Source organism: Brucella lupini (assembly GCF_002252535.1).
Lineage (GTDB): Bacteria > Pseudomonadota > Alphaproteobacteria > Rhizobiales > Rhizobiaceae > Brucella > Brucella anthropi.
Genome location: NZ_NNRN01000035.1, coordinates 1 through 22,557, shown reverse-complemented (window position 1 = coordinate 22,557; position 22,557 = coordinate 1). Strand labels below are relative to the sequence as shown.

Sequence of the window (22,557 nt, the reverse complement as noted above, 5' to 3'; positions counted from 1 at the left end):
TTTTCTGGTCAAGCTCATGGAAATAAAGCTGATTATTCTTTCGCTAGCGCTTCTTCTGGATCGCTTTGTCGGCGACCCGCCGCAGCTATGGCAGAAGGTGCCGCACCCCGTCGTCCTGTTCGGGAAAGCAATTTCGTGGGGCGAAAAGCGCTGGAACAATCGCAATCTCTCTGCCTCGGTGCTTCGCCGAAACGGCATGTGGCTGACGATCGGGCTGGTGATGGCCTGTGTGGTTCTGGGGCTCATCCTTGAACTCTCGTTACCCTTCGCCGGGACTGCCGGTGCAGTTGCCGAAATCCTGATCGTGACGGTGCTGCTTGCACAGAAAAGCCTTGCCGATCATGTGCAGGCGGTCGCACTGGCATTGCGTGAGGAAGGGATCGAAGGCGGTCGTCGGGCTGTGTCGATGATCGTCGGGCGCAATCCCGAACATCTCGATGAAGGCGGTGTCAGTCGTGCAGCGATAGAAAGCCTCGCGGAAAACGCTTCAGATGGTATCGTTGCACCTGCGTTCTGGTTTCTGGTCGGTGGGCTACCCGGTTTGTTCGCCTACAAGCTGATCAATACCGCTGATTCCATGATCGGCCATCTGAATGATCGCTATCGTGACTTTGGTCGTTTTGCCGCAAAGCTGGACGATGTCGCTAATTATATCCCAGCCAGACTGACCGGACTGCTCGCCTCCCTTGCCACCGCGATCACGAAAGACAGGCTTTCAGGCAAAGAAGCGTTTTCCGTCATGCGCCGTGATGCACGTCTGCATCGCTCGCCCAATGCTGGCTGGCCGGAATCGGCTTTTGCAGGCGGGCTGGGGCTGGCGCTTGCCGGTCCGCGCCAATATGGGGCGGAGAAAGTCGAAGGGCCGATGCTGAATGCATCCGGCAAGCGCGACGCCAACGCTGATGATATCGATGCCGCGCTTCATCTTTTCTGGTCGACGATGAGCCTGATGACCGGACTGGTGATTGCTGCGAGCCTGATTGGGCTACTTGTCGGCTAGCACGAACCGCTTGCCATCGAAACGTTGCAGGCGGTTCGGGTTGTCGGTTCGGACACCATTGCCATCGAACTTGATCGAGCCAAGAACGGTTTCAAAGGAATTATTGCGGAGTGTGTCGATAATCGGCAGCTTCTGCTCGTCGGCACGCTTGATCACATCCGCAGGGATTTCCGCACTGGCATAACCAATGATTGCATAGGCGTCTGCAAGTTTCCCGGCCTGACGCAATGCATCGATTGCTGGCTTTGCCGTCGAGAGTTCCTGCGGACGGAGCGGGGCAATCATCAACGTGCCTTGACTTAAGGGCTGTGTGCCAGGTGCTGCGTCAAGAAGGCTGCCGCCAGCAATCGTCAGGGAATAGTTGAGCGCGGCAGCGCTTGCGCCTATAGCGGCGATATCGTCGCGCTCACCGCCGACATAAACATGGGTAGCGCCTGCGCGCCGCAACCGGGCGACCAGAGCATTCTGGTTATCGAGACCCGGTCGGTAGGTGTCTGTGAAAACCGGCTGTAGTTGTTGCTCTTTAAGGCTGGCTAAAACGCGTGTAGCTCGTTCACGTCCTTCGATGGTGCCATCATCGATGATTGCGAAAGATTGCGCGCGCCAAAGGCTGCCAAGGAAGCTCCCGGTTGCCTGTGTTTCCTTGTCTAGGCCGGTTGCAAGACGGAATACCGCCATCGGCGCGGGCGCACGTCTTTCAGTTAGCGTGGCTTCGCTGACGCCTGATGTCACAACAGGTATGTTGCCGGCTGCGAGAACCGGAAGTGCTGCTTCAAGTGCTTCCGGGCACAGAAAGCCGGTGACGACCCGGACGTTTTCCTTGACGAAGCGTTCTGCGGCTTCCTTGCCGCCTTCAGCATCGCAGCGATCATCGAAAATAACGAGTTCTGCGCCTTTTGCCGTGGCGGCTACACGAGCGCCTTCCGCCAGCTGATTGCCCAATGGAGCGAACGTTCCGGACAGCGGTGCTGCGAGCCCGACGCGCATATCCTCCGCCTGCGCCAGTACTGAACTGGCCAGCAGTATAAGGATGATACTTGTCAGTACTGCAGTCGGACGTTTCCCAAGCTCGATCACGTGATCCGTCTTCATTAAACAATTCGTGGCATTTTCAACGAAAAGTGGGTAGCTGTTTCCTGGCCTTTGTGCAATGCCCGTTATGTGGGGCCCTTATTTGGGCTCGTTATGCGGGCTTGTTACCAGGGTAGCTGGCTTCAGATAACATGCCATAGGGCGAGACGGATTCTGTTGGACGTGCAAACGATTAAGAACATCATTTCAAGTGCAGCTTCGGTGGAATCCAAGTCCTATCGGGATGCCATGAGTCATTACGCCGGCGCAGTACAGATCGTCACGACTGCCGGTAGTGCGGGAAGGCGTGGTCTGACGCTGACGGCGGCCTGTTCGGTTTCGGATAATCCGCCGACGATCCTAATTTGCCTGCAAAAGATTCATGAAGAAAACCGGCTGTTCATCGAAAACGGCGTGTTCGCCGTCAACACGCTCGCGGGGTCGCACCAACAGCTCGCAGACGCTTTTTCGGGCCGTATCGGCCTGACCCAGGACGAGCGGTTCGAACTGGCGCGCTGGGATGTTCAGGTGACCGGAGCACCCATATTGCAGGGTGCACTTGCTGCTTTCGATTGCCGGGTGGTCAGCGTGCAGGATCACTCCACGCATCACGTCCTTTTCGGGGAAGTCGTGGGCCTGCGGTCCAAAGCCGAGGACGAGGCGCTGGTCTATCTCAACAGGCGCTATCATACGCTGGAGCTGTAATCCGATGAGCCATAGAATGTTGAAGCATGGAATAGGTGGCCTGTTTGGGGCATTGTTTCTGTTTTCAACTGTGATGGCATACGGGGCAGCGTCTTTGCCGCCATACAAGGACGATTATTTCGCCTATCCCGGCATTATCAGCAGCGCTGACAATGGTGATTACAAGGTTATCGATTACAACGAGATGCGCGATATCAACGGGCGCGATGCGGTGCCTGAAAAGCGCGTGAAAGATGCCTATGTCTCGCTGAAGGCGCGCGCTTACCAGAAGGACGTTACCTTTCAGACTGCTGCCGGGCCGGTGAAGGCCATGACAGCAGGCAGGCGCGAAGGCGCGTCCTTTGTCGTCATCTACCTGCATGGTAGGGGCGGTAATCGCCTGCAAGGTATGAATGATTTTACCTTTGGCGGCAATTTCAACCGTGTGAAGAATCTCGCGGCACTGAATGGCGGTCTCTATATCACGCCGGATTTCAAGGATTTTGCCGATGCGGGTGAGGCGCAGATTGCCGGATTGATCGAAGCAGCCAAGGCATCATCACCGAGCGCTCCGTTGATCCTGTCCTGCGGCTCGCAAGGCGGAACACTATGCTGGCGCATAGCGGCTAATGAAAAGGCGGGGAACCAGCTCGCAGGACTTATTCTGCTCGGCTCGCTTTGGGATGACGGATTTTTCAAGTCACCCGCATTCAAGAAACGTGTGCCGATCTTCTTCGGACATGGCAGCCGTGATCCGGTTTTTGCAATCGACAAGCAGGAAGCCTTCTATCGCGAGATACGCAAGCGCGCGCCGGGTTATCCGGTCCAGTTCCGGCGTTTCGAAAGTGGTAATCACGGCACGCCGATCCGCATGTCCGACTGGCGCGAGATGCTGAACTGGATTCTAGCAAAACAGTGATGCCAGACTGTGGATGCGAATCGAAATTCTGGCGATGTGACCTTCCTGCCACTCGACAATCGAGCAAAACCGAATAGTTATCGAACTTAAAATTTTACCTACTCAGCAGATCCTATGAGGTAGATCATGTACGGACGCGCCCGCACCGGAGCCCGTTTTCTAGCCATTGCCATGTTGGCCCCGCTTGCCGCTGCCTGCACGACGACTGTACCAACCACGACGGCGACGCCGGGCAAGACCGATGCCCCGATCAGCGCGCCGACGATTTCGATGCCTCGCTTCACGCCGACAGCTTATGTCGATCCGGCGCTCGCGCAGCCGTGCATCACTGCCGCTGCCAACAAGTATTTCCTGCCGGAACACGCTATCTCTGCCATCAACTCCCGTCCGGGTGCAGCAGGCGGCACCGATGTCGATCTCAAGGTCGATCTGCGTACCGCTGTTTGCCAGCTGACCGCCAAGGGCGGTGTGCGCGCTGTTATCGATACGTCGCCGAAGAGCGCCGATCAGGTTGCAGCTGAAGCTGCAGCAGCCAAGGCCGATGCAGCCGCCGCTGCCCAGCCGAAAAAGGCTAAGGCGAAGAAGAACTGATTCAACAATCAGGGATAACACATGAAAAAGGCAGGGTTTTCCCTGCCTTTTTTGTTTGTCATTTCTCTGGCTTTTCGCCGTACCAGCGCGGTGTATAAACCCACTCCCTGCCATCAGATTTCGCAAAAACCTGCGTGTGGGACGAGCCGACAATCACAACGGTTCGCATGTCGACATCATCTGGTGTCAGTGCGCCGAGCGTGGTTGTCCGTGTAGTCTCAGCCGGTCTGCCTATGTCGCGCCCAAGGACAACGGGCGTTTCGGGAGACCGATATTGCCGCAGGATTTCAAGCGCGCGACCAAGCTGATGCGGACGTGCCTTGGAGATGGGATTGTAGAACGCCATGGCGAGATCCGCTTCAGCGGCAAGCGCAAGGCGCTTTTCGATAATTTCCCAGGGTTTCAGATTGTCCGACAGTGAAATGATGCAGAAGTCGTGTCCGAGCGGCGCTCCGATCCGCGATGCGGCGGCCATTGCAGCGGAAATGCCGGGCTGGATGACGAGCTCCACGCCGTGCCATGCCGCATTTTCCGTTTCGTGAAGCGCCTCCACGACTGCCGCAGCCATGGCGAAGACACCGGGATCTCCCGAAGAAACCATGGCGACATGTCGCCCGGAAGCAGCGAGTTCGAATGCATGACGTGCCCGCTGCATTTCTTCCCGATTATCAGTCATATGAACGATCTGATCGGCGCGGAAAGGACGAAGGTTTTCTTCAGCCATCCGCACATAGGTCTCATAGCCGAGAATGTCTTCGGCCTGTTCCAGTTCGTGCTGAACGGCAGGCGTCATTAGCTCTCGTGATCCGGGCCCAAGGCCGATAACGACCAGCTTGCCACGTTTTCGACCGACAAACAGAACATCTGCCGGGGTGGCAGCCACGGCAATGGCAAGCCCCAAGCTCTCCATCAGTTGAACCGGCTGTTCCACCGAATGAAGAACGATCTCACGAGCATCGGTTGCATTCGCCACATAGCGCAGCGGGACACCAATTTTCGCCGCAGCCTCTTGGAGCCGCGGCGAAGTGCAGTCTTTTTCGTGGGCGAGAAGCAATGCCAGCGACGCGGGGGCAATGCCTGCATTGGCGAGAGCATCTTCAATATCGTTCTGAATGTTCTCGCTGACCCTATCGACGCCAATCGCCACACTGCGCGGATGATAAATCAGCTCGTCTGGCTGGGGTGTGCGGATGTGGGGCGTTATGCTGATCGTCAGCGCACCGTCATTGGCGAAAGGCAGTTTGGAATTAGCAAGCCAGCGTGATTTTCCGTCAAGCTGCACCTTCTGTCCCGCAAGCAGGTTCGACGTGAAATTTTTCGCGTCGTCAGTATTGGCAAGGGTCAGTTCGGCAGGCGGGTGCAGCAGATTGATACCGAACCGCAGTTCGCCGGACGTGGTTATGGCAGGCGCAACCTCAAGTGCTGCCGCAATCTGCCGAGCCATGTCATTGACACCGGAGAGACCACCCAGAAGCGGCACAACTGCGCTTCCATCTTCGGCGACAGCAAGAACCGGCGGTTCGACGCGCTTGTTCTGCAGCAATGGTGCCAGCGCCCGGATGACGATACCGGCTGCACAAAGCGCGATGATGGGGCGGCCCTCCTCATAAAGCGACCTGACCGCATCGCCGAAATGCACGAAGGTTTCATCCAGCGACGCAACACGGTTCTGGAGGCCGCGTATTTCGGCGCGTTCCAGCACCGATGCGATCCGCCGCGCGGCAGGAACCGCGGCTTCTCCGAGAACCAGAATTGCGGGAATCACGCGCCGTTCCATTTTTGCCCCGGAACGAGAATGATCGAGAAATAGGGACAGTCGCTACCATTGACTTCGGCAAGCGGCACAATGCGCTGATTGGCCATGGTGGCGCGCTCAACATAGAGCGCACGGTCCATGAGACCGAGCTCGCCCAGCACAGCGCGGACCTTATCGAGGTTTTTGCCAAGCTTCATGATAGCTGCAGCGCCTGTATCCGCGAGCCGTCGCGTCAGTTCTTCTGCGCTCATGACGCCGGAGAGAACGGATAATGTCTGATTGCGATAGACCAGTGGGGCGCCCAGCACAGCTGAAGCGCCAAGAACGGAGCAGACACCGGGCACGACTTCCGTTTCATACTGATCGGCAAGCCGGTCATGAATATACATGAACGAGCCGTAGAAAAACGGGTCGCCTTCCGCTATCACGGCCACATCCTGACCTCTATCAAGATGGCTCGCTATCGTGCTCGTTATCTCGCCGTAGAAATCGCTGACGATCTGTTCGTAATCCATATGCGCGGGAAGCTTTTCCGTCGTCACTGGATAGATCAACGGCACCAGAACCTGTTCCGGTGAAAGATATTCCTCGACTATTGTGAGGGCATTGCCCTTCTTCCCCTTGGCTGCGTGATAAGCCACAACCGGTGCGCTTTTGAGGAGACGCAGGGCTTTAAGCGTTATCAGTTCGGGATCGCCGGGGCCAACGCCCAGGCCGAACAGTCTGCCTTTTACCGTCATTATTCGCGCTCCGACGCGAGCGCATTGACTGCCGCTGCCGTCATGGCGCTGCCACCACGTCTTCCGCGTACAATCACATAAGGTACACCGCGGCTGTTTGTGGCGAGTTCGTCTTTGGATTCTGCCGCGCCGACAAAGCCAACCGGCATGCCGATGATGAGCGCAGGTTTTGGCGCGCCAGCATCCAGCAATTCGAACAGGCGGAAGAGGGCGGTCGGTGCATTGCCGATTGCAACAATGCTGTTGCCGAGATGCGGGAGCCAGAGGTCGAGCGCTGCAGCCGAGCGGGTATTGCCGATCTTCGTTGCAAGCTCAGGAACCGATGGGTCGTTCAGCGTGCAGATGACTTCATTATTGGCAGGCAGACGAGAGCGGGTAATGCCTTCGGCCACCATGCGTGCATCACAGAGAATGGGCGCACCGGCGAGCAGAGCGTCGCGTCCGGCTTTGCCGGCTCCTTGCGAGAAAGCGAGGTCACTGACCACATCCACCATGCCGCAGGCATGAATGACACGGACTGCAAGCTTTTCCAGATCGGCTGGTATCCGGCTTAGATCGGCCTCGGCACGAATGATGGCGAAGGACCGGTCGTAAATGGCCTGCCCATCGCGAATATAGTCTGTCATGGTGACCGCTCTAATCAGTGTCGGGCGTTCAGAAGGCACGCCGCTTCGTCAATGGTGATATCAGTCGCCAATAGCCGTCCAAAGCGCGATGGTCCAGCCCCGTCTTGCGGAAACGTCTCTTGCGCATAAAGATCGTAGCGACCTGTCGAGCGCGCCAGAAGCGTGTGCGGCAAAGGTGCAAGTGCTGCGCATGACTTGGCGCATCCCGTGATGTGCACGGATGATTTTCCCGGCGCCAGATATGTTGCCAGCCTTTTACCGTCTGTCTGTGTGTCGGCGAGTGCGGAGACGCAGCCATTTGATCCCGAACAGGCACGAAGCCGCGCATGTGGGGCTTCGGCTGTCGTTTCGAGGTCAAGCGAACGAAGTTTTTCGGTTAGTTCACCAATCTGGGTTTCGCCTGCATAAGGCAGGATAACGCCTTGCCACGGCGTCAGACGCAGTCCACGCCTTCCGCTGTCGGAGAGGTCTGCCAGACCTGCTAGTTGCGCCGATGTCAGGCGTCCCAGGAGCGGCACGGCGCCGACATAAAATGAACCGTCAGACTGCTGGTTGTTGCCAAGATGCGAAAATGGCATCGGTGCCTTGCGCTTCCAGCCGGTTGCGGGATGAATCGGGAACGACAATTCCCGGCTCAGACCTGCCACAAACTCTGATGCTGGGATGGCTTCAAACAGATGTTTCATCCGCGCAAAGCTGGCATGGCGTAAAAAACGATGCAGCATCGCTTCGATGAAGGGCAGGGCATGTTGTGCGTCTACAGCCCCCAGCGCTTCCCTGTCGGGAGACGAAGCAAGGCCAAAAGCAAAGGTTTCGCCGTCTATCGCCGAAAGCCAGATGTCACCCGGATGAGAAATCATCGCGCAGTTTTCGCCACCGTCGATTTGCAGCGAGAATTTCGGCGATAGGGCATAAAAAGCCTCATTCGCCTGCAGCATGTCCAGCACAGACGATGCCAGTCCGGTGACGTCGCATATCTGGCCCCGGTCAATGCCAGCCGTGGGGCTGACCAACACGTTGCGAATATCATCCGCGCCGGGATTGTCGACGCCAAGGCCAGCCTCGTGAAGTGCCGCGATAACATCGTCCCAATGTCTGGGCGTAATACCGCGCAACTGAATATTGGAGCGAATCGACAGCTCTATCGCGCCTGCATCGAAACGTTCGGCTATTGCTGCAATTGAACGCGCCTGATCGGCAGAAAGGCGACCGAGCCTCAGTTTGATACGGGCAATAGCCCCATCCCTGGCCATAACCATACGCGAAAGACCGGGGCAGGCGTTGCGCCTGTCGGGTTGGGCTTGCCGCGACTGAGTGATTTGTTGGCTCGACATTTGAGCCTTATACGCCTTGCCGCTTGCACTTGCTACTGCCCCGCCATACGAACAAAGAAAAGGAGCAACGCTAATGAGCTGCTGGCTGACAGTTATCGGTATTGGCGAGGATGGACTGACGGGCCTTGGAAAAAACGCCCGCGACGCGCTCATCAATGCTGCCGTCATTTTCGGCGGCAAGCGGCATCTGGATTTTGTGAGTGACGAGATCACAGCCGAGCGTGTGACTTGGCCGTCTCCATTCGACAAAGCTTTCGCGATGATTGAGGCATATCAAGGCCAACGGGTCGTTGTGCTCGCGAGCAGCGATCCGATGTTCTTCGGTATGGGCGCATCCTTGTCCCGGCATTTTTCTCCCGAAGAACTTCAGATTATTCCTTTTCCATCATCGTTTTCTCTAGCTGCAAGTCGGATGATTTGGCCTTTACAGGACGTCCGCACAGTGAGCGTCCATGGGCGTCCGTTTGAATTGCTGGTACCGCATCTTCTGCCGGGAGAGAGAATTCTCGTGCTTAGCAATGATGGCACAACGCCCGCAAAAGCTGCAGCACTTCTCAAGGCCAAAGGCTTTGGCCACAGTGGTCTGACGGTGCTTGAGCATCTTGGCGGGTCAAAGGAAAAGCTTATCAGCGGCAGTGCTGACGACTGGCCGTACGAAAACTGTGCTGATCTTAATGTGCTGGCAATCGAATGTGTCGCTGCGCCGGAAGCGAACGTGTTTTCTCCCGTCGCCGGTCTGCCCGATGAAGCTTTTGAGAATGATGGCCAACTGACCAAGCGCGACGTGCGCGCTGTTACTCTGTCGCGATTACAGCCATTGCCGCGGCAACTGCTCTGGGATGTCGGTGCCGGTTGTGGATCGATCAGCATTGAGTGGATGCGCGTTCATTCTTCATGTCGCGCGATTGCCATAGAAGCGGACGAACAGCGGCAGGGGATGATCGAGCGAAATCGTGCGGCTTTGGGTACCCCCGGATTACAGCTGGTTAGGGGTGAAGCACCGTTCGCGCTGGAAGGGCTGGAGGCACCGGATGTGATTTTCATCGGCGGTGGCATAACGGATGAAGGCGTGCTGGAAGCCTGTTGGAACGCCCTGAAACCAGGCGGCAGGCTTGTCGCGAATGCAGTGACCTTGCAAAGCGAGATGCTGCTTTTCAACTGGCGTGAGAAATTCGGCGGGGAATTGACGCGTCTTGGCGTTGCGCAAGCCGGCGCACTTGGCTCTTTCGATGTCTGGCGACAGGCACTGCCCGTCACAATTTATTGCGGGTTCAAATCGAAATGATGACTTGAATAGTCATGTTATATTCGGGTAAGGCTGGGGAAATTGTTTCCCAAAGGAGGACGGGGCATGTCCGAACTCAACGCCAATACCCGCTTTGCGCTCACAAATGCCGGTGATGTGGTCAATCAGCTCCTTGATCATTTTGTCGAGCATGCCGACGTGCATCGGCAGGGCAGCACGGCCAAGCTGGTGCTGAGCTTCGGTCAGGCTGATGTGCAATGGGATGATGAAACGGTTAGCGTCGACGTCAAAAGCGAGGACGAAACCGGTCTTGCCTATATGAAATATTCCATCGCCGAGCATGTGCTGGAATTTCTCGACAAGGGCAGCGCCAAACCGAAGATCATCTGGGAAGGTGATGGGGCCGCCGGGTTGCCGCTGCCTTACTTCCGCGAGATGCAGGTCGTTGCAGTATCGAACGTAACGCCGCATATGCGTCGTATTCGTCTGAAGGGCGACAACCTGTTCCGCTTCTCGCAGTTGGGCCTTCATATCCGCCTGCTGTTTCCGCCGGAAGGTCTGGCCAAACCGCAATGGCCCACAACTGGTGAAGATGGCCGTCCTGTCTGGCCGGATGGCGAAGCCAAGCTTGCCACACGTGTCTATACGATCCGCAACATCGATAGCGTAGCCGGCTGGGTGGATATCGATATGGTCGTCCATGGCGATGATTGCGACGCGCCGGGTTCCGGCTGGGCTGTCAGCGCCAAGCCGGGCGATATTGTCGGGATGACGGGGCCGGGCGGTGGCGATGCGGGCGATGCGAAGTGGTATCTGCTTGCGGGTGACGAAACCGCGCTACCTGCCATCGGGCGCATTCTGGAGCGTCTGCCGGAAGGGACCAAGGCAGTCGTGCGCGTCGAGATCGGCAGTGCTTCGGAAGAGCAGGAACTTGTCTCTCGTGCCGATGTCGATCTGCAGTGGCTGAACCGCGATGGCGCGGAAGCCGGAACGACGACATTGTTGCAGGATGCGGTCCGCGCAGTCGAACTACCGGAAGACGAAGATGACATTTACGTCTGGGCGGGTTGCGAGTTTAACGCATTCCGGTCGATCCGCACCTATATGCGCAAGGAACGCAATGTTGCGAAGGATCGCCAGCTTATTGTCGCCTATTGGCGGCGCGGGCAGGATGGCGACACACCGCGCAAGGCATCCGACGATTGATGCAATGAAAAAGGGGACCGGAAGGTCCCCTTTGTTTTTCGAATGTCTTTATCCCAAAAATGGTTACCACTTTTGGGAGACAAGCTTTTGCATTATCTGCGGAAGCCTTCGCTGGCCTGCATCAGGTTCTTCGTATAGTCGGCATGGATATTGCCGCTGACAAGATCGTCTGCCTGCAGCTGTTCCACGACCTCTCCATTACGCATGACAGCAAGCCGGTCGCACATATGGGTCACAACGCCAAGATCGTGGCTGACCATAACGAAGGTCAGGTTGCGGTCACGCCGAACCTGCTCCAGCAGATTCAGCACTTCCGCCTGAACCGATGCATCGAGCGCCGAGGTTGGTTCATCGAGCAGCAATATGCTGGGTTCAACGATCAGGGCGCGGGCAATGGCAATACGCTGACGCTGGCCGCCTGAAAGCTGGTGCGGATAGCGAAAGCGGAAGCCGGAACCGAGGCCGACTTCATCGAGCGCCTTCACGATGCGCTGTTCGGTGTCGCCGACGCCGTGGATGGCAAGCGGTTCCAGCAACAGCCGGTCCACCGTTTGCCGGGGATGCAGCGAGCCGTAAGGGTCCTGAAACACCATCTGGACATTGCGATAGAATGCCTTGTCGCGCGGCGTCTTCAGCAATTGCCCGTCTATGCGGATTTCGCCGTCTTCAACGGGTGCCAGTCCTGCAACGGCACGCAGCAGGGTCGACTTGCCGGAACCGGATTCCCCCACGAGGCCGTAGGATTCGCCGCGCGCTACGTCGATGCTCACCGATTTCAGCGCATGGAAATGGTCGAAATAGACGTCGATATTGTCGACGCTCAGTGCAGATGCCGTGCTCATAGTTTCCCCTGTCATAGCTTCCAAGCCTCCTCGCGCTGCAAGGTTGGCAGGGGATGGCGATCGGCTCCGATTTTCGGCATGCAGTTCAGCAATCCTTGCGTATAGGGATGTTTCGCATTGGCGAGGTCCTTCGCCGCAATTTCCTCCACGATCTTGCCCGCATACATGACGATAACGCGGTCGCAGAATGAAGAAACGAGGCGCAGGTCGTGGCTGACGAAGATCAGCCCCATGCCGCGTTCGGCAACCAGCTTGTCCAGAATGCCGAGCACTTCAAGCTGAACCGTCACGTCGAGGGCCGAAGTTGGTTCGTCGGCAATCAGCATTTCCGGCTCGGCGACCAGCATCATGGCGATCATGACGCGCTGGCCCATACCGCCCGAAACTTCGTGCGGATAAAGGCTCATGACGCGTTCAGCATCGCGAATCTGCACGGCTTCGAGCATGGCGATTGAGCGCTTGCGGATTTCATCGCTGCTGAATTTGCCATGGGCCTTCAGCGTTTCGGCGATCTGCTTGCCGATGGTCATGACAGGGTTGAGCGAATATTTCGGGTCCTGCAACACCATGGCTATGCGGCCACCGCGCAAGGAGCGACGTTCGCGTGCCGACGCGTTTAGAAGGTCGATGCCGTCGAACTCGAGTTTTCTGGCGGTGATCTTCGCATGGAGCGGGGTAAGCCCCATGATGGCGCGGCCGGTCTGGGATTTGCCAGAACCGGATTCGCCAACAATACCGAGACGCTCGCGGCCAAGCTCGAAGCTGACACCGCGCACGGCCTCGATTGCGCCTGTGCGCGTCGGGAAGGTGACGCGCAGGTCTTCAACAGTGAGAAGAGGCTTCATTGATTGTTACCCCGCGGATCGAGCGCATCGCGCAGGCCATCGCCCAGAAGATTGAAGCCAAGGCTGACGATCAGGATCGCAATACCCGGCATGGCTGCAACCCACCACTGGTCGAGAATGAAGCGGCGACCGGAAGCGATCATCGCGCCCCATTCAGGCAATGGCGGCTGAGCGCCGAGGCCGAGGAAGCCGAGGCCCGCTGCCGTCAGGATGATGCCTGCCATGTCGAGCGTCACACGCACGATCAGCGAAGATGTGCAGAGCGGCATGATGTGGCGCACGACGATGCGGATTGGCGAAGCGCCCATCAGGCGAACAGCGGAGATATAATCCGAGTTGCGCACTGTGAGCGTTTCCGCGCGCGCAATACGCGCATAGGGTGGCCATGAGGTGATCGCGATGGCGATGATGGCATTTTCGATGCCGGGTCCGAGAGCAGCAACGAAGGCCAGCGCGAGAATGAGCTTCGGGAAGGCAAGGAAGATATCGGTGATGCGCATCAGTACGGCATCGACCCAGCCGCCGGCATAACCGGCGACAGTACCGACCAGAAGGCCGATAGGCGCGGCGATGATGGCGACCAGCAACACCACATAGAGAGTGAGGCGGGAGCCATAGATCAGACGCGAAAGAATATCGCGGCCCTGATCGTCGGTGCCGAGCAGATAGCCGGGTGTTCCCGGCGGCAGCAGGCGGGCATTGGCCAGATCGCCGATAACTGGCGAATGCGGCGCCAGCACATCGGCCAGCGCTGCAACGACGAGCAATCCGATGATGATCAGGAGGCCGAGAACCGCCAGCTTGTTGGCGGTGAAACGCCGCCAGACCATATAGGCCCGGCCGAGACGGGCTTGCGTGCGTGATTGTGGCCGCTCGGTAAGCAGCCATTCACGCCATGAGAGGTTGGAAGTATCTGTCATTTGGCTCATCGTACGCGCGTCCTTGGATCGAGAACCCGATAGAGAAGATCGGACACGAGGTTGAGCGCGATAAAGACCGACCCGATAACGATAGTGCCACCGAGAACGGCATTCATATCAGCGTTTTGGAGGGAATTGGTGATATAGAGTCCGAGGCCGGGCCAGGAGAAGATGGTTTCGGTCAGAACCGAACCTTCCAGAAGTCCGGCATAGGAAAGCGCAATCACTGTCACGAGCGGGACGGCGGCATTGCGCAGCGCATGGCCCCAGATGATGCGGGTTTCCGAAATACCCTTGGCACGAGCAGCAACGATATATTCCTGTTCCAGCTCGTTGAGCATGAAGGAACGGGTCATGCGGCTGATATAGGCCAAGGAGAAATAGCCGAGCAAAGCCGACGGCAGGATAAGGTGGGAGACGATATCCTTGAGAGCTGGCCAGTCGCGCTGGATGATCGCGTCGATCAGGTAGAAACCGGTGATCGGCGTGAACGTGTATTCGAATGTGATGTCGATACGTCCGGGACCCGAGGTCCAGCCGAGCCGCGCATAGAAGATCAGAAGTGCCAGCATACCGAGCCAGAAGATCGGCACCGAATAGCCAACGAGGCCGATCACGCGCACAATCTGGTCGACGAGGCTACCACGCTTCACGGCGGCGAGAACGCCGAGCGGAATGCCGAACAAAGCGCCGATGATGGTGCCGACGGTAGCGAGTTCCATGGTCGCGGGGAAAACGCGGCGAATGTCGGTCATGACCGGATTGGTCGTCAGTACCGAAGTGCCAAAATCGCCCTGTAGCACACCCTTAACGTAAAGATAGAACTGCTGGTAATAGGGCAGGTTAAAGCCCATTTCTTCCCGCACGCGCGCCACGACATGCGCAGGAGCGCGGTCGCCGACGATGGCAAGCACAGGGTCGATCGGCACCACACGGCCGATAAAGAATGTGACGGCCAGAAGGCCCAGATAGGTCGTGACGACGATGACCAGAAAACTGGCTAACGACGCGGCAAGGACCGTTGAACGCCGTGGCGCTCGCCTTACCTTTTTGGTGGTTCCAGTGTTGCTCAATGTTTTGACCGCTTCCGACAATGAGAGCATTTCAGAACAGGTTCTGGTCTGAAGCCTCAGTCATCTTTGCTTGAAAAGCCCTAGAACGGTTTCGATGAGCCGTTCCATTTCCTGTTGTGACGCATTTCCGGGAGCGAAACCGGTTCGCTGGAAATGCTCTGGAGCGGCTTTCCGTTTTGATTCAGAAAACCGCTCCATCCTTTTGTTTTTAAGCCGATTCAGCGCATGAAAAGCTTTCATGCGCTGAGGCGTAGCCAACTATTCCTTGCTGATGGGCGCCAGGAAATTGGAGTCGAATGTCGGGCCGAGCTTGTAGCCCTTCACGTTGCCGGCGATACCTGCAACTTCAACCTGCTGGAACAGCATGACGAACGGGCTCTGGTCGAGAGCTTCCTGCTGAAGCTTCTTGTACTGTTCAGCACGCTTGTCGTTATCGCGTTCCAGAAGAGCTGCCTGCGTCTGCTTGGTCAGCTCAGGAATGTCCCAGGCGTTGCGCCATGCAAGCGTTTTGGTCGATGCGTCGTCGCTGTTATCCGGGTTGCTGGTGAAAGCTTCGGCATTGGAATTCGGATCCCAATAGTCCATGCCCCACTGGCCAATATACATGTCGTGGTTACGGGCACGATACTTGGTCAGTGTCTGCTTGCCGTCGCCGGGGATGATTTCGATCTTCACGCCAGCCTGAGCAGCGGTCTGCTGGAAGGATTCGGCAATGCCGGTGACCGGTTGGCCGTTACGGACGTCGAACGTGACCGATAGACCATCCTTCAGGCCTGCCTTGGCGAGCAGTTCCTTCGCCTTGGCTACGTCGAGCTTGTAGGGTGCAGCATCGAGAGAACCAAGAACGCCCTTTGCCTGATAGGTCTGACGGATTTCACCGATGCCCTTGATGAGGGTTGAACCGATTGCATCATAATCGACCAGATATTTGAACGCTTCGCGAACTTCCGGCTTGGCCAGGTTTTCGTTCTTCTGGTTGAGGCTGATGTAATAGACCGTGCCCTTGGCAGCGCTGGCGGTCGTCAGCTTGTCGTTCTTCAGAACGGCTTCATAGTCGCCCGGTTCCAGATTGCGCGCCACATCGACGTCGCCGGATTCAAGCATCAGGCGCTGCGTCGCGCTTTCCTTGACGTGACGATAGAAAACGCGCTTGAGCTTTGCCTTTTCGCCGTAGAAATTGTCGTTGCGTTCCAGAATGACGACTTCATTGGCGCGCCATTCGCGGATCGTGAACGGGCCCGAGCCTGCCGACTTGGTCTTCAGCCATGCGTTGGCATAGTCGGTGTCGTATTTGTAATCGTCGGTCGGCGTGACCTTTGCGGCATGCTCTTCGAGGAGCTTCTTGTCGACGATTGCGGCCACGGTCGCGGTCAGGCAGTTCAGCACGAAGCTTGGTGCATATGGCTTGTCGACGGTGAAGACGAAGGTAGTATCGTCTACGGCTTTCGCCTTTTCGTTGACGTTATCCTTGGTCAGGCCGAACTGGGTCAGGATGAAAGCCGGGCTCTTGTCGAGACGCACAGCGCGTTCGAAAGAATAAGCCACGTCGGCAGACGTTATCGGGTTGCCGGAAGCGAACTTGATGTCCTTCTTCAGCTTGAACGTATAGGTGAGACCATCGTCGGAAACGGTCCAGCTTTCAGCGACGCCCGGTATGACTTTCGACGTGTCGTTGATATCGAGGCGAACGAGCATGTCATAAGCGTTGCCGATGAATTCGGCCGGGCTCAGTTCGAAGGATTCTGCCGGGTCCAGCGTGATCGTGTCATCGATGGCCCATGCCTGAACCAGTGTGTCGGCTGGCGTGGCCGACCAGGCTGGATTTGCGGCCAGTACCGCGGCAAGTGCTGCACCCGCAGCCAGAATACGAAAACGTCCGAAATGCATCATGTTGAGAGTCCCCTTCCTATGATTTTGTTTGGGATTTTGTCTTTGTTTTTTCGCGCATCTTATTCCGAAAACCATTTCACACTTTTCGGGATGCGCACCAGATCAGGCCGCTTCGTGCCAAGCCTGTTTCAGAACCCGTACCCAATTGTCCTGGCAAAGTTTTGCTAGCTCTTGTTCACTATAGCCCGCTTTTCGCAGTGCATCGACAAGGTTTTGCGTGCCTGCGGCATCGCCAATTTCGGCTGGAATTGTTGCGCCGTCATAGTCCGAACCGAGCGCTACGCAGTCGATGCCCATGCGTTCAACCATGTAATCCACGTGGCGAACTACATCGGACAGCGGCGTGTTGGCGTCTTCCTTACCGTCCGCGCGCAGCATCGTCGTGGCGTAGTTCAGTCCGGCAAGACCCTTGCTCTCGCGGATCGCATCAAGCTGACGGTCGGTCAGGTTGCGGGCGACAGGAGTGAGGGCGTGTGCGTTGGAATGGCTGGCGACCAGCGGCTGATCGCTCAGTTTGGCCACATCCCAGAAACCTTTTTCGGTGATATGCGCCAGGTCGATCAGAATGCCCTTGGTGTTGCACGCTTTGACCAGGCGCTTGCCTGCATCGGTCAAGCCCGGGCCAGTATCGGGGCTCATCGGATAGGCGAATGGAACACCGTGAGCGAAAACGTTGTTGCGGCTCCAGACCGGTCCGAGCGAACGCAAGCCGGCAGCATAAAAGACCTCAAGAGCAGCCAGATCGGCATCGATGGCTTCGCAGCCTTCCATGTGCAGCACGGCGGCGAATGTGTCGCTGTTCAGCGTTTCGTCGAGTTCACGACCGTTGCGGCAGAGTTTCCAGCCCCCGGCAGCTTCCAGCTTCAACGCGATGGCTGCGATTTCGAGAGCTATGTCGAGGGAGGGACTACGTTCCAGCGGCACTGAAAGCGGCGTTTCGTAGTGGCCATTGGCATCAGGCTTGCCCAGTTCGATATGCTCGCCCGAAGGTATGTAGATAGCGCATATTCCACCGGCGAGACCGCCTTTGCGCGAACGGGGCAGATCGATATGGCCGATATCCGTCCCGTCGATAAATTCCTTGATCGGGTCTTGGCCCTTGCGGGCATTTTCCCAAAGCCGCAGAAGGACATCGTTGTGTCCGTCAAAAACGCGCTGCATTCTTTCATTCCTGACTGCATGGTCTGCGACAGCAGAGCCACATATCCAAGTGTTCAGGCGCGAGGAGACAACACGGCAAGGTAAGATAACCTCCCGATATGGTGGTTGAGCTTTTCGCTCTTATTGTTCCCCGCACTTCCACTACCAATTTATAATCGGTTAGTGCCTGTCGGAGTCAAGCCATCGAATGACGTAGTCAGACTGCGAAATGAAGATAAATTTATGCAAAACGAAAGGGCTGCGCTATGAAACGCAGCCCTTTGTGCAAATGCAGAATTGCTTGATGCTAAAACAGAATGAAGTTTCGCATCGGATCGCGAGGCCTAGAACTTGTAGTTCAGACCGGCCTTGATCGAATGGTTCTTCAGATTGTTGCGCTGTTCCACGCCGTTGACGCGGGACTTCACGTCGTTAAAGCGCTGGAAGTCATATTCGGCCTTTACGGAAAGCGGGCCGCTCAGGGCCTGTTCAACACCAGCGCCAACCAGTGCGCCACCTTCCCAGCCCGGAGCCGAGGTGGTGTTGTCCTTGGCCTTGAAGCGGGTCACGCCGTAACCAGCCGTGCCGTAAACGAGCGTCTTGTCGAAAGCATAGCCGACCTTGCCCTTGGCATTGCCGTTCCATGACTGCTGAAGGCTGCCGCCATTGCCGATGCGATGTTCGGCTTCGGCGAAGTTTCCTTCGAGTTCTCCGCCAAACACGACATTGCCGCTCTGCATGTTTTTGCCTACGACAACGCCGCCAAGAGCACCAGTGCGGTTGGTGAAAGGACCGGGAACCCTGGACGAAGAAGCGCCGACCTGTGCGCCGATATAGTTGCCGGACCAGTCATGCGGGCCTGCGGCGACAGGATCATTATAGGAATAGTCGGTTGCTCCCATCATGTCGGCAGCGAAAGCCGAACCTGCAAAAGCAACGATTGCGGCGCCAAGCGCCACTGCGGTGATAGAACGCTTCAACATTTTTTACTCCGATTTTCCCGTCTGGAAACGCTGGCGGGAAACATGCCTGAATTCATTATACCCATCGAAAGGCCGTGCCTTCGAACTGGCTCTCGTCTCACCTCTGATTGTGTCCAAATTTAAGAAAATTCGAGCGATTTCCATGCAATGCGCAACCATTCTTCGCGCTATGCTTAACAATCGGTAACTGCTGGATGCGGAAATTTTTGTTAGATCAATCCCAGTCCACGGAAGCTGGCATGGCCGTGCTTCCCGACAATGACATGATCATGCACCGTGATGTTGAGTGCTTTGGCAGCGTTGACGAGCTGCTTGGTCATATCGATGTCGGCGCGCGATGGCGTTGGATCACCGGAAGGATGGTTGTGGACCATGCCATCCATTACGCTAAGACATTGATCAATAAGCAAATAATGTAAATTTCATAATGACTGGTGCCGGAGAATGGGGGCGGTTGATCATGCGTGAACGTGACCGTCACGTTTGATCACCTAGGTGCTCGCCGTGTCCCTTGGGGCACGGCATTGCACTTTATTCTTTTCATCCCAGGCATCAAGCTCATCGAGGGGGTAGAGCACGGCCTTGCCGATTTTGACGAAGGACGGTCCAAGACGCATCGCGCGCCAATTCCGTAGGGTCCCAACCGAAATACCACCTCGGTAGCGCTCAGCTACCTCCTCAGGCGTAAGGTATTTGCTATCTGGCACTGCCGCCTCCTTCGGCAGCATGACCAAGGCCTTGCCGCCGCGTCTTGAGTTGATCATCGCGGTAGTTCTTTGAGGGGCGCTTCGGGTTTAATTTTAAGGGCCAAAGACCGGTGCCTCACGCTGCCGCACGGACATACATGCTGCGCCATTCGCCGCCGCGAAAGACGTTCCCGGCTCGGGTCGGAGAAACGGATACCGTATAGGCCACATAGGCGGGGTTGGACGAACTGCTTCCGTTGACTCGCCAGGTGCCGCGCAGATGCTGCGCAACGGTTATGTGGGCGATTTCGGGCCCGAGTTTCTGGCGGGTACGGCGGAATACGAAAGACGCGATTCCCTTCAAAATCCAGTTCCGAGAGGAGTGCCGGTTCGACCCCGGCCACCCGCACCATCATTCAGTGCTACCGTTGAAGGTGGAGACCACACGTTCGAGTCGTGTTCGGTGCGCTGTCTCTCTCCGAGATGGTCCAAAGTTATGGCGCTTGGCCGAGTCGTGACCCCGTCGTCGGATCATTCATCTACGTTGAACTAGCCAAAGCAGTCACCCAGCACACGGTGCTGGCTCGGCGTGCGGATCCCCGGAAAATGCGTACTCGTATTGGCTATCCCGGCAGAGCAAACTTTGAATAGTGCTGCCGGATATACGCCAGCTTCGGATCAATGTAGCTCTGACAGAAAGGCCTGCTCGGATCGGTGCGGTAGTAGTTCTGATAGCGCGCATCCGATGCCCTAAAGCCCACAAACGATAGAACTAAGGTGTGCACCGCCTCGCCAGTCTCTTCGCCCAAGCGGGCAATTGCTTGCTCAGCTTCATGGCGCTGGCTCTCTTCAAATATATAAATCGCACTGCGATATTTGCTTTGCAGCGATCGGGCTCGCTTGGCGGAGTGCGTTCTGAGATGGACCTCGGACAGCGTCGTCAAACCAATGACCGTGGGATCGAAGGTGACGATCACCCCCTCTGCCCAGGTGTTTGCCGGCGCCGTCGATTGTAGAAAACCCTGGTCGACCTGCGTGACGCCGCGCAACGCTTGGAAAACACCCTCGGTGCACCAGTGGCAGCCTCCACCAAAGCCGACCTTTGCCATCCTCAACTCCTGCGCAAAGGCAAAACGGCTAGGCCGGACCTATCGAGCTGGCTTACGAACGCGATGATACGCTGTCCGACATCGTCCGCCATTTCGACATGAGGGTAGTGCCCGGCGCCCGCGACAATCATGGTTCCGCCATTGATCCTCGAAGCCAAGCTCCGAGCTTCTTCGACAGGGTCCGGGAAGTCTGGATCCTTCGAGCCCATCACGATGAGGCTTGGCACGGAGACTTCGTCTAGGAACGCTGCGGTGTCGGACTTGCCCGTGTCGTCGAAGGCTATCCTACCGCCCTCTGTCTGAATAAACTGGGTCTGCGCATCGTTAGACGCCATGAAACGATCCGATCCGTTGAGCAGCAATCCTATCGGCTGACTTCGAAAAGAAACCACGCACGGCGTTCCGCCTCGTCGGTCCAGGTATCGATCAGGCCGGAGGTCGCATTGTCCTTCGCCTGATCGGCGACGTCCTTTGCGCGACGCAGCGACTCGACCATATGAAGATTATCAGCGCGCAATTCCGTCAGCATGTCCTGCGGCGTGACGAACTCCGCGTCGTTGTCCTTGATCGTCTGGTGGCGGGCGATATCGCCGATCGATCGGATGGTCGTATTACCGGTCTTCCGGGCGCGCTCAGCCATAGCATCGGTAGCAGCGAGGATCTCCGCGGCTTGCTCGTCGAGAAGCAGGTGGTAGTCCCTGAAGTACGGGCCCGAGACATGCCAATGAAAGTTCTTGGTCTTGAGGTAGACCGCATAGCTGTTCGCCAAAATGATCTTCAGCGCATCCGCGACCGTCATGGTCGCGCTTTCGTCCAGGTCAGAAGGTGAAGGCGCGGTTGCAGCACTGGAGTTTGTCATCGCTTGGACTTTCTCGATCATGGCTTGCACAACAGACCAGCGCCGATTCTTTCGCACGCTAAGGTACAGAAAATGAATTTACGTCAGGATGAAGTCCAATGACCTGTAACTATAGTTTCGATAGTTCAGGCGACCAGAAACGAGCCTAGGGGCCTAGGTTCGCGCCCATCACGGTCACCACGTTTAGCGGTGAAGCCAAGCTCATGCGTCCGGTCGAAAGTGGAGCACGAACGCCACGACCTTTTCTGCGGACATCTCACACGGCTTGAGTGAAGCCTTGCCCGCTGAGACGCGGTACAGGTTGAAGCTAACGATATCGGTTCCAGCCAGCTCTCGGGCAAAAAGGCTGTTACGTCGGCCATCTTTGGAGCGGCGGACTGTAACGCCGAAGCGCCGGGCTTTGTAAGTGCCCCCACTATATCCGTCCGGTAGCTTAGCGAAAGCCGTATCGAATTCTTTCTCCTCCATTTCACGTCACTGGTGGCCGTCCGATGGCGAGCAGCTGGTCGAGCCCGCCTCTGGCATCGAGGGCATGGAGTTCGTCAGAGCCGCCCACATGCGTGCCGTTGATGAATATCTGCGGCACGGTCCTTCGACCTGAGACGTCGATCATCGCTTTTCGGTTTTCCGCACTAGCCTCGATGTCGACTTCCGTGAACGCTACCCCCTTTTTTGTAAGCAGCGCTTTCGCTCTGCGGCAGTATGGGCACCAACTCGTGACATAGAGGAGGACTTCTGGCTTCATTTTGCATCTCCAATCGTTGACGCGTGACGTGAGTCCTTCGCGGCAGAACCTAAGTATCACCGCGACTCTCGAACGGCTGGGAGCGAGGGCGCAAAACTACGTGACGGCTGATTTGAGGCAGGCCGCAAGATCCAGGTCATCACGCAGCCATTTTCCTGACCGCATCCAGCACCCGGTCTTGCCGGTATGGCTTGGAGAAGAATGGAATATCCGCTGGGACAACAGCTTCTTCCGGCCACGGCCTTCCGGATGCGTATTTCAGAATTCGCGGACAGCGATTTCATTAAATCGC

General features: G+C 57.0%; 24 protein-coding genes and 1 pseudogene. 6 read left to right on the top strand and 19 right to left on the bottom strand.

The genetic code is table 11. The annotated features are described in order from the left end of the window. Positions 1-16: 16 nt before the first annotated feature. Positions 17-1,000: an adenosylcobinamide-phosphate synthase CbiB gene (cbiB, locus tag CES86_RS05355; protein ID WP_010659852.1), complete on the top strand. Its 984-nt coding sequence runs from the start codon at positions 17-19 to the stop codon at positions 998-1,000. Here cbiB and CES86_RS05350 read toward each other — a convergent pair. After that, complete coding sequence (locus tag CES86_RS05350) at positions 986-2,077, bottom strand: branched-chain amino acid ABC transporter substrate-binding protein (RefSeq protein WP_029928896.1); 1,092 nt, start codon at positions 2,075-2,077, stop codon at positions 986-988. The two genes, cbiB and CES86_RS05350, sit on opposite strands and share 15 nt — an antisense overlap. 177 nt (positions 2,078-2,254) lie before the next feature. Here CES86_RS05350 and CES86_RS05345 point away from each other — a divergent pair, with 177 nt between their 5' ends. From CES86_RS05345 to CES86_RS05335, 3 genes are all read left to right on the top strand, one after another. Further along, on the top strand, positions 2,255-2,776 hold the full coding sequence (locus tag CES86_RS05345; RefSeq protein WP_010659854.1) for a flavin reductase: 522 nt from the start codon (positions 2,255-2,257) through the stop codon (positions 2,774-2,776). 4 nt (positions 2,777-2,780) lie between these two features. Further along, positions 2,781-3,674, top strand: coding sequence for an alpha/beta hydrolase (locus tag CES86_RS05340; RefSeq protein WP_029928894.1), 894 nt, complete (start codon positions 2,781-2,783; stop codon positions 3,672-3,674). Positions 3,675-3,800: 126 nt separating this feature from the next. After that, positions 3,801-4,265: a hypothetical protein gene (locus tag CES86_RS05335; RefSeq protein ID WP_010659856.1), complete on the top strand. Its 465-nt coding sequence runs from the start codon at positions 3,801-3,803 to the stop codon at positions 4,263-4,265. 58 nt (positions 4,266-4,323) lie between these two features. Here the strand turns inward: CES86_RS05335 and cobJ are convergent, their stop codons facing one another. The 4 genes from cobJ to cobG are packed head-to-tail and all read right to left on the bottom strand — an operon-like array spanning position 4,324 to position 8,721. After that, positions 4,324-6,042, bottom strand: a complete 1,719-nt coding sequence (cobJ, locus tag CES86_RS05330; RefSeq protein ID WP_036596317.1) for a precorrin-3B C(17)-methyltransferase — start codon at positions 6,040-6,042, stop codon at positions 4,324-4,326. Beyond that, positions 6,027-6,761, bottom strand: coding sequence for a precorrin-2 C(20)-methyltransferase (locus CES86_RS05325; RefSeq protein WP_029928889.1), 735 nt, complete (start codon positions 6,759-6,761; stop codon positions 6,027-6,029). The genes cobJ and CES86_RS05325 overlap by 16 nt, the downstream gene beginning before the upstream one ends. Continuing rightward, positions 6,761-7,387 carry a precorrin-8X methylmutase gene (locus CES86_RS05320; RefSeq protein ID WP_029928887.1) on the bottom strand — a complete coding sequence of 209 codons (627 nt, stop codon included), beginning with the start codon at positions 7,385-7,387 and terminating at the stop codon, positions 6,761-6,763. Before CES86_RS05320 ends, CES86_RS05325 begins: the two co-directional genes overlap by 1 nt. Before the next feature lie 14 nt (positions 7,388-7,401). Next, on the bottom strand, positions 7,402-8,721 hold the full coding sequence (gene cobG, locus CES86_RS05315; RefSeq protein WP_094513812.1) for a precorrin-3B synthase: 1,320 nt from the start codon (positions 8,719-8,721) through the stop codon (positions 7,402-7,404). A gap of 73 nt (positions 8,722-8,794) precedes the next feature. On the opposite strand from cobG, the gene cbiE reads away from it, so the two are divergent. Together cbiE and CES86_RS05305 are read left to right on the top strand one after the other, a co-directional pair. Continuing rightward, positions 8,795-10,006 (top strand): precorrin-6y C5,15-methyltransferase (decarboxylating) subunit CbiE, encoded by a 1,212-nt coding sequence (gene cbiE, locus CES86_RS05310; RefSeq protein ID WP_094513810.1) that lies wholly within the window; start codon positions 8,795-8,797, stop codon positions 10,004-10,006. 66 nt (positions 10,007-10,072) lie between these two features. After that, positions 10,073-11,173 carry a siderophore-interacting protein gene (locus tag CES86_RS05305; RefSeq protein WP_029928881.1) on the top strand — a complete coding sequence of 367 codons (1,101 nt, stop codon included), beginning with the start codon at positions 10,073-10,075 and terminating at the stop codon, positions 11,171-11,173. 92 nt (positions 11,174-11,265) lie between these two features. Here CES86_RS05305 and CES86_RS05300 read toward each other — a convergent pair whose 3' ends face one another. The 14 genes and pseudogenes from CES86_RS05300 to grxC form a co-directional block, all read right to left on the bottom strand. Beyond that, positions 11,266-12,015: an ABC transporter ATP-binding protein gene (locus CES86_RS05300; RefSeq protein ID WP_029928879.1), complete on the bottom strand. Its 750-nt coding sequence runs from the start codon at positions 12,013-12,015 to the stop codon at positions 11,266-11,268. 11 nt (positions 12,016-12,026) lie between these two features. After that, positions 12,027-12,860, bottom strand: a complete 834-nt coding sequence (locus CES86_RS05295; protein WP_029928878.1) for an ABC transporter ATP-binding protein — start codon at positions 12,858-12,860, stop codon at positions 12,027-12,029. After that, a complete protein-coding gene (locus CES86_RS05290) occupies positions 12,857-13,789 on the bottom strand; it encodes an ABC transporter permease (protein ID WP_010659865.1) in 933 nt (310 codons plus the stop codon). Before CES86_RS05290 ends, CES86_RS05295 begins: the two co-directional genes overlap by 4 nt. After that, positions 13,786-14,883, bottom strand: coding sequence for an ABC transporter permease (locus CES86_RS05285; RefSeq protein WP_373418737.1), 1,098 nt, complete (start codon positions 14,881-14,883; stop codon positions 13,786-13,788). The genes CES86_RS05290 and CES86_RS05285 overlap by 4 nt, the downstream gene beginning before the upstream one ends. Before the next feature lie 228 nt (positions 14,884-15,111). Then, on the bottom strand, positions 15,112-16,743 hold the full coding sequence (locus CES86_RS05275) for an ABC transporter substrate-binding protein (protein WP_010659867.1): 1,632 nt from the start codon (positions 16,741-16,743) through the stop codon (positions 15,112-15,114). A 102-nt stretch (positions 16,744-16,845) separates the two neighbouring features. Further along, the gene (locus CES86_RS05270; RefSeq protein ID WP_029928876.1) at positions 16,846-17,904 is read right to left on the bottom strand and encodes a dipeptidase; all 1,059 of its coding nucleotides are present in this window, start codon (positions 17,902-17,904) and stop codon (positions 16,846-16,848) included. Positions 17,905-18,227: 323 nt separating this feature from the next. Further along, complete coding sequence (locus tag CES86_RS05265; RefSeq protein WP_010659869.1) at positions 18,228-18,866, bottom strand: outer membrane protein; 639 nt, start codon at positions 18,864-18,866, stop codon at positions 18,228-18,230. A 209-nt stretch (positions 18,867-19,075) separates the two neighbouring features. Next, positions 19,076-19,240: pseudogene (locus CES86_RS05260) on the bottom strand (JAB domain-containing protein); the annotation flags it as partial. 117 nt (positions 19,241-19,357) lie between these two features. Next, positions 19,358-19,594, bottom strand: coding sequence for a helix-turn-helix transcriptional regulator (locus CES86_RS05255; protein ID WP_254915512.1), 237 nt, complete (start codon positions 19,592-19,594; stop codon positions 19,358-19,360). A gap of 94 nt (positions 19,595-19,688) precedes the next feature. Beyond that, entirely contained in the window at positions 19,689-19,916 is a 228-nt protein-coding gene (locus CES86_RS05250) for a hypothetical protein (protein WP_088217426.1), read from the bottom strand. A gap of 259 nt (positions 19,917-20,175) precedes the next feature. Beyond that, on the bottom strand, positions 20,176-20,661 hold the full coding sequence (locus CES86_RS05245) for a peptide-methionine (S)-S-oxide reductase (RefSeq protein WP_088217425.1): 486 nt from the start codon (positions 20,659-20,661) through the stop codon (positions 20,176-20,178). A gap of 2 nt (positions 20,662-20,663) precedes the next feature. Next, positions 20,664-20,996, bottom strand: a complete 333-nt coding sequence (locus CES86_RS05240; RefSeq protein WP_088217424.1) for an alpha/beta fold hydrolase — start codon at positions 20,994-20,996, stop codon at positions 20,664-20,666. Between the two features lie 29 nt (positions 20,997-21,025). Continuing rightward, entirely contained in the window at positions 21,026-21,541 is a 516-nt protein-coding gene (locus CES86_RS05235) for a Dps family protein (protein WP_231771192.1), read from the bottom strand. A 448-nt stretch (positions 21,542-21,989) separates the two neighbouring features. Continuing rightward, on the bottom strand, positions 21,990-22,265 hold the full coding sequence (gene grxC / locus CES86_RS05225) for a glutaredoxin 3 (protein ID WP_088217422.1): 276 nt from the start codon (positions 22,263-22,265) through the stop codon (positions 21,990-21,992). Positions 22,266-22,557: the final 292 nt, after the last annotated feature.

Bases quoted from the DNA above. Each gene is read 5' to 3' on its own strand.
- cbiB (WP_010659852.1), top strand. From the start codon at position 17: ATGGAAATAAAGCTGATTATTCTTTCGCTAGCGCTTCTTCTGGATCGC.
- CES86_RS05340 (WP_029928894.1), top strand. From the start codon at position 2,781: ATGAGCCATAGAATGTTGAAGCATGGAATAGGTGGCCTGTTTGGGGCA.
- CES86_RS05335 (WP_010659856.1), top strand. From the start codon at position 3,801: ATGTACGGACGCGCCCGCACCGGAGCCCGTTTTCTAGCCATTGCCATG.
- cobJ (WP_036596317.1), bottom strand. From the start codon at position 6,042: ATGGAACGGCGCGTGATTCCCGCAATTCTGGTTCTCGGAGAAGCCGCG.
- CES86_RS05325 (WP_029928889.1), bottom strand. From the start codon at position 6,761: ATGACGGTAAAAGGCAGACTGTTCGGCCTGGGCGTTGGCCCCGGCGAT.
- CES86_RS05320 (WP_029928887.1), bottom strand. From the start codon at position 7,387: ATGACAGACTATATTCGCGATGGGCAGGCCATTTACGACCGGTCCTTC.
- cobG (WP_094513812.1), bottom strand. From the start codon at position 8,721: ATGTCGAGCCAACAAATCACTCAGTCGCGGCAAGCCCAACCCGACAGG.
- cbiE (WP_094513810.1), top strand. From the start codon at position 8,795: ATGAGCTGCTGGCTGACAGTTATCGGTATTGGCGAGGATGGACTGACG.
- CES86_RS05305 (WP_029928881.1), top strand. From the start codon at position 10,073: ATGTCCGAACTCAACGCCAATACCCGCTTTGCGCTCACAAATGCCGGT.
- CES86_RS05300 (WP_029928879.1), bottom strand. From the start codon at position 12,015: ATGAGCACGGCATCTGCACTGAGCGTCGACAATATCGACGTCTATTTC.
- CES86_RS05295 (WP_029928878.1), bottom strand. From the start codon at position 12,860: ATGAAGCCTCTTCTCACTGTTGAAGACCTGCGCGTCACCTTCCCGACG.
- CES86_RS05290 (WP_010659865.1), bottom strand. From the start codon at position 13,789: ATGAGCCAAATGACAGATACTTCCAACCTCTCATGGCGTGAATGGCTG.
- CES86_RS05285 (WP_373418737.1), bottom strand. From the start codon at position 14,883: ATGCTCTCATTGTCGGAAGCGGTCAAAACATTGAGCAACACTGGAACC.
- CES86_RS05275 (WP_010659867.1), bottom strand. From the start codon at position 16,743: ATGATGCATTTCGGACGTTTTCGTATTCTGGCTGCGGGTGCAGCACTT.
- CES86_RS05270 (WP_029928876.1), bottom strand. From the start codon at position 17,904: ATGCAGCGCGTTTTTGACGGACACAACGATGTCCTTCTGCGGCTTTGG.
- CES86_RS05265 (WP_010659869.1), bottom strand. From the start codon at position 18,866: ATGTTGAAGCGTTCTATCACCGCAGTGGCGCTTGGCGCCGCAATCGTT.
- CES86_RS05255 (WP_254915512.1), bottom strand. From the start codon at position 19,594: ATGCTGCCGAAGGAGGCGGCAGTGCCAGATAGCAAATACCTTACGCCT.
- CES86_RS05245 (WP_088217425.1), bottom strand. From the start codon at position 20,661: ATGGCAAAGGTCGGCTTTGGTGGAGGCTGCCACTGGTGCACCGAGGGT.
- CES86_RS05240 (WP_088217424.1), bottom strand. From the start codon at position 20,996: ATGGCGTCTAACGATGCGCAGACCCAGTTTATTCAGACAGAGGGCGGT.
- CES86_RS05235 (WP_231771192.1), bottom strand. From the start codon at position 21,541: ATGATCGAGAAAGTCCAAGCGATGACAAACTCCAGTGCTGCAACCGCG.
- grxC (WP_088217422.1), bottom strand. From the start codon at position 22,265: ATGAAGCCAGAAGTCCTCCTCTATGTCACGAGTTGGTGCCCATACTGC.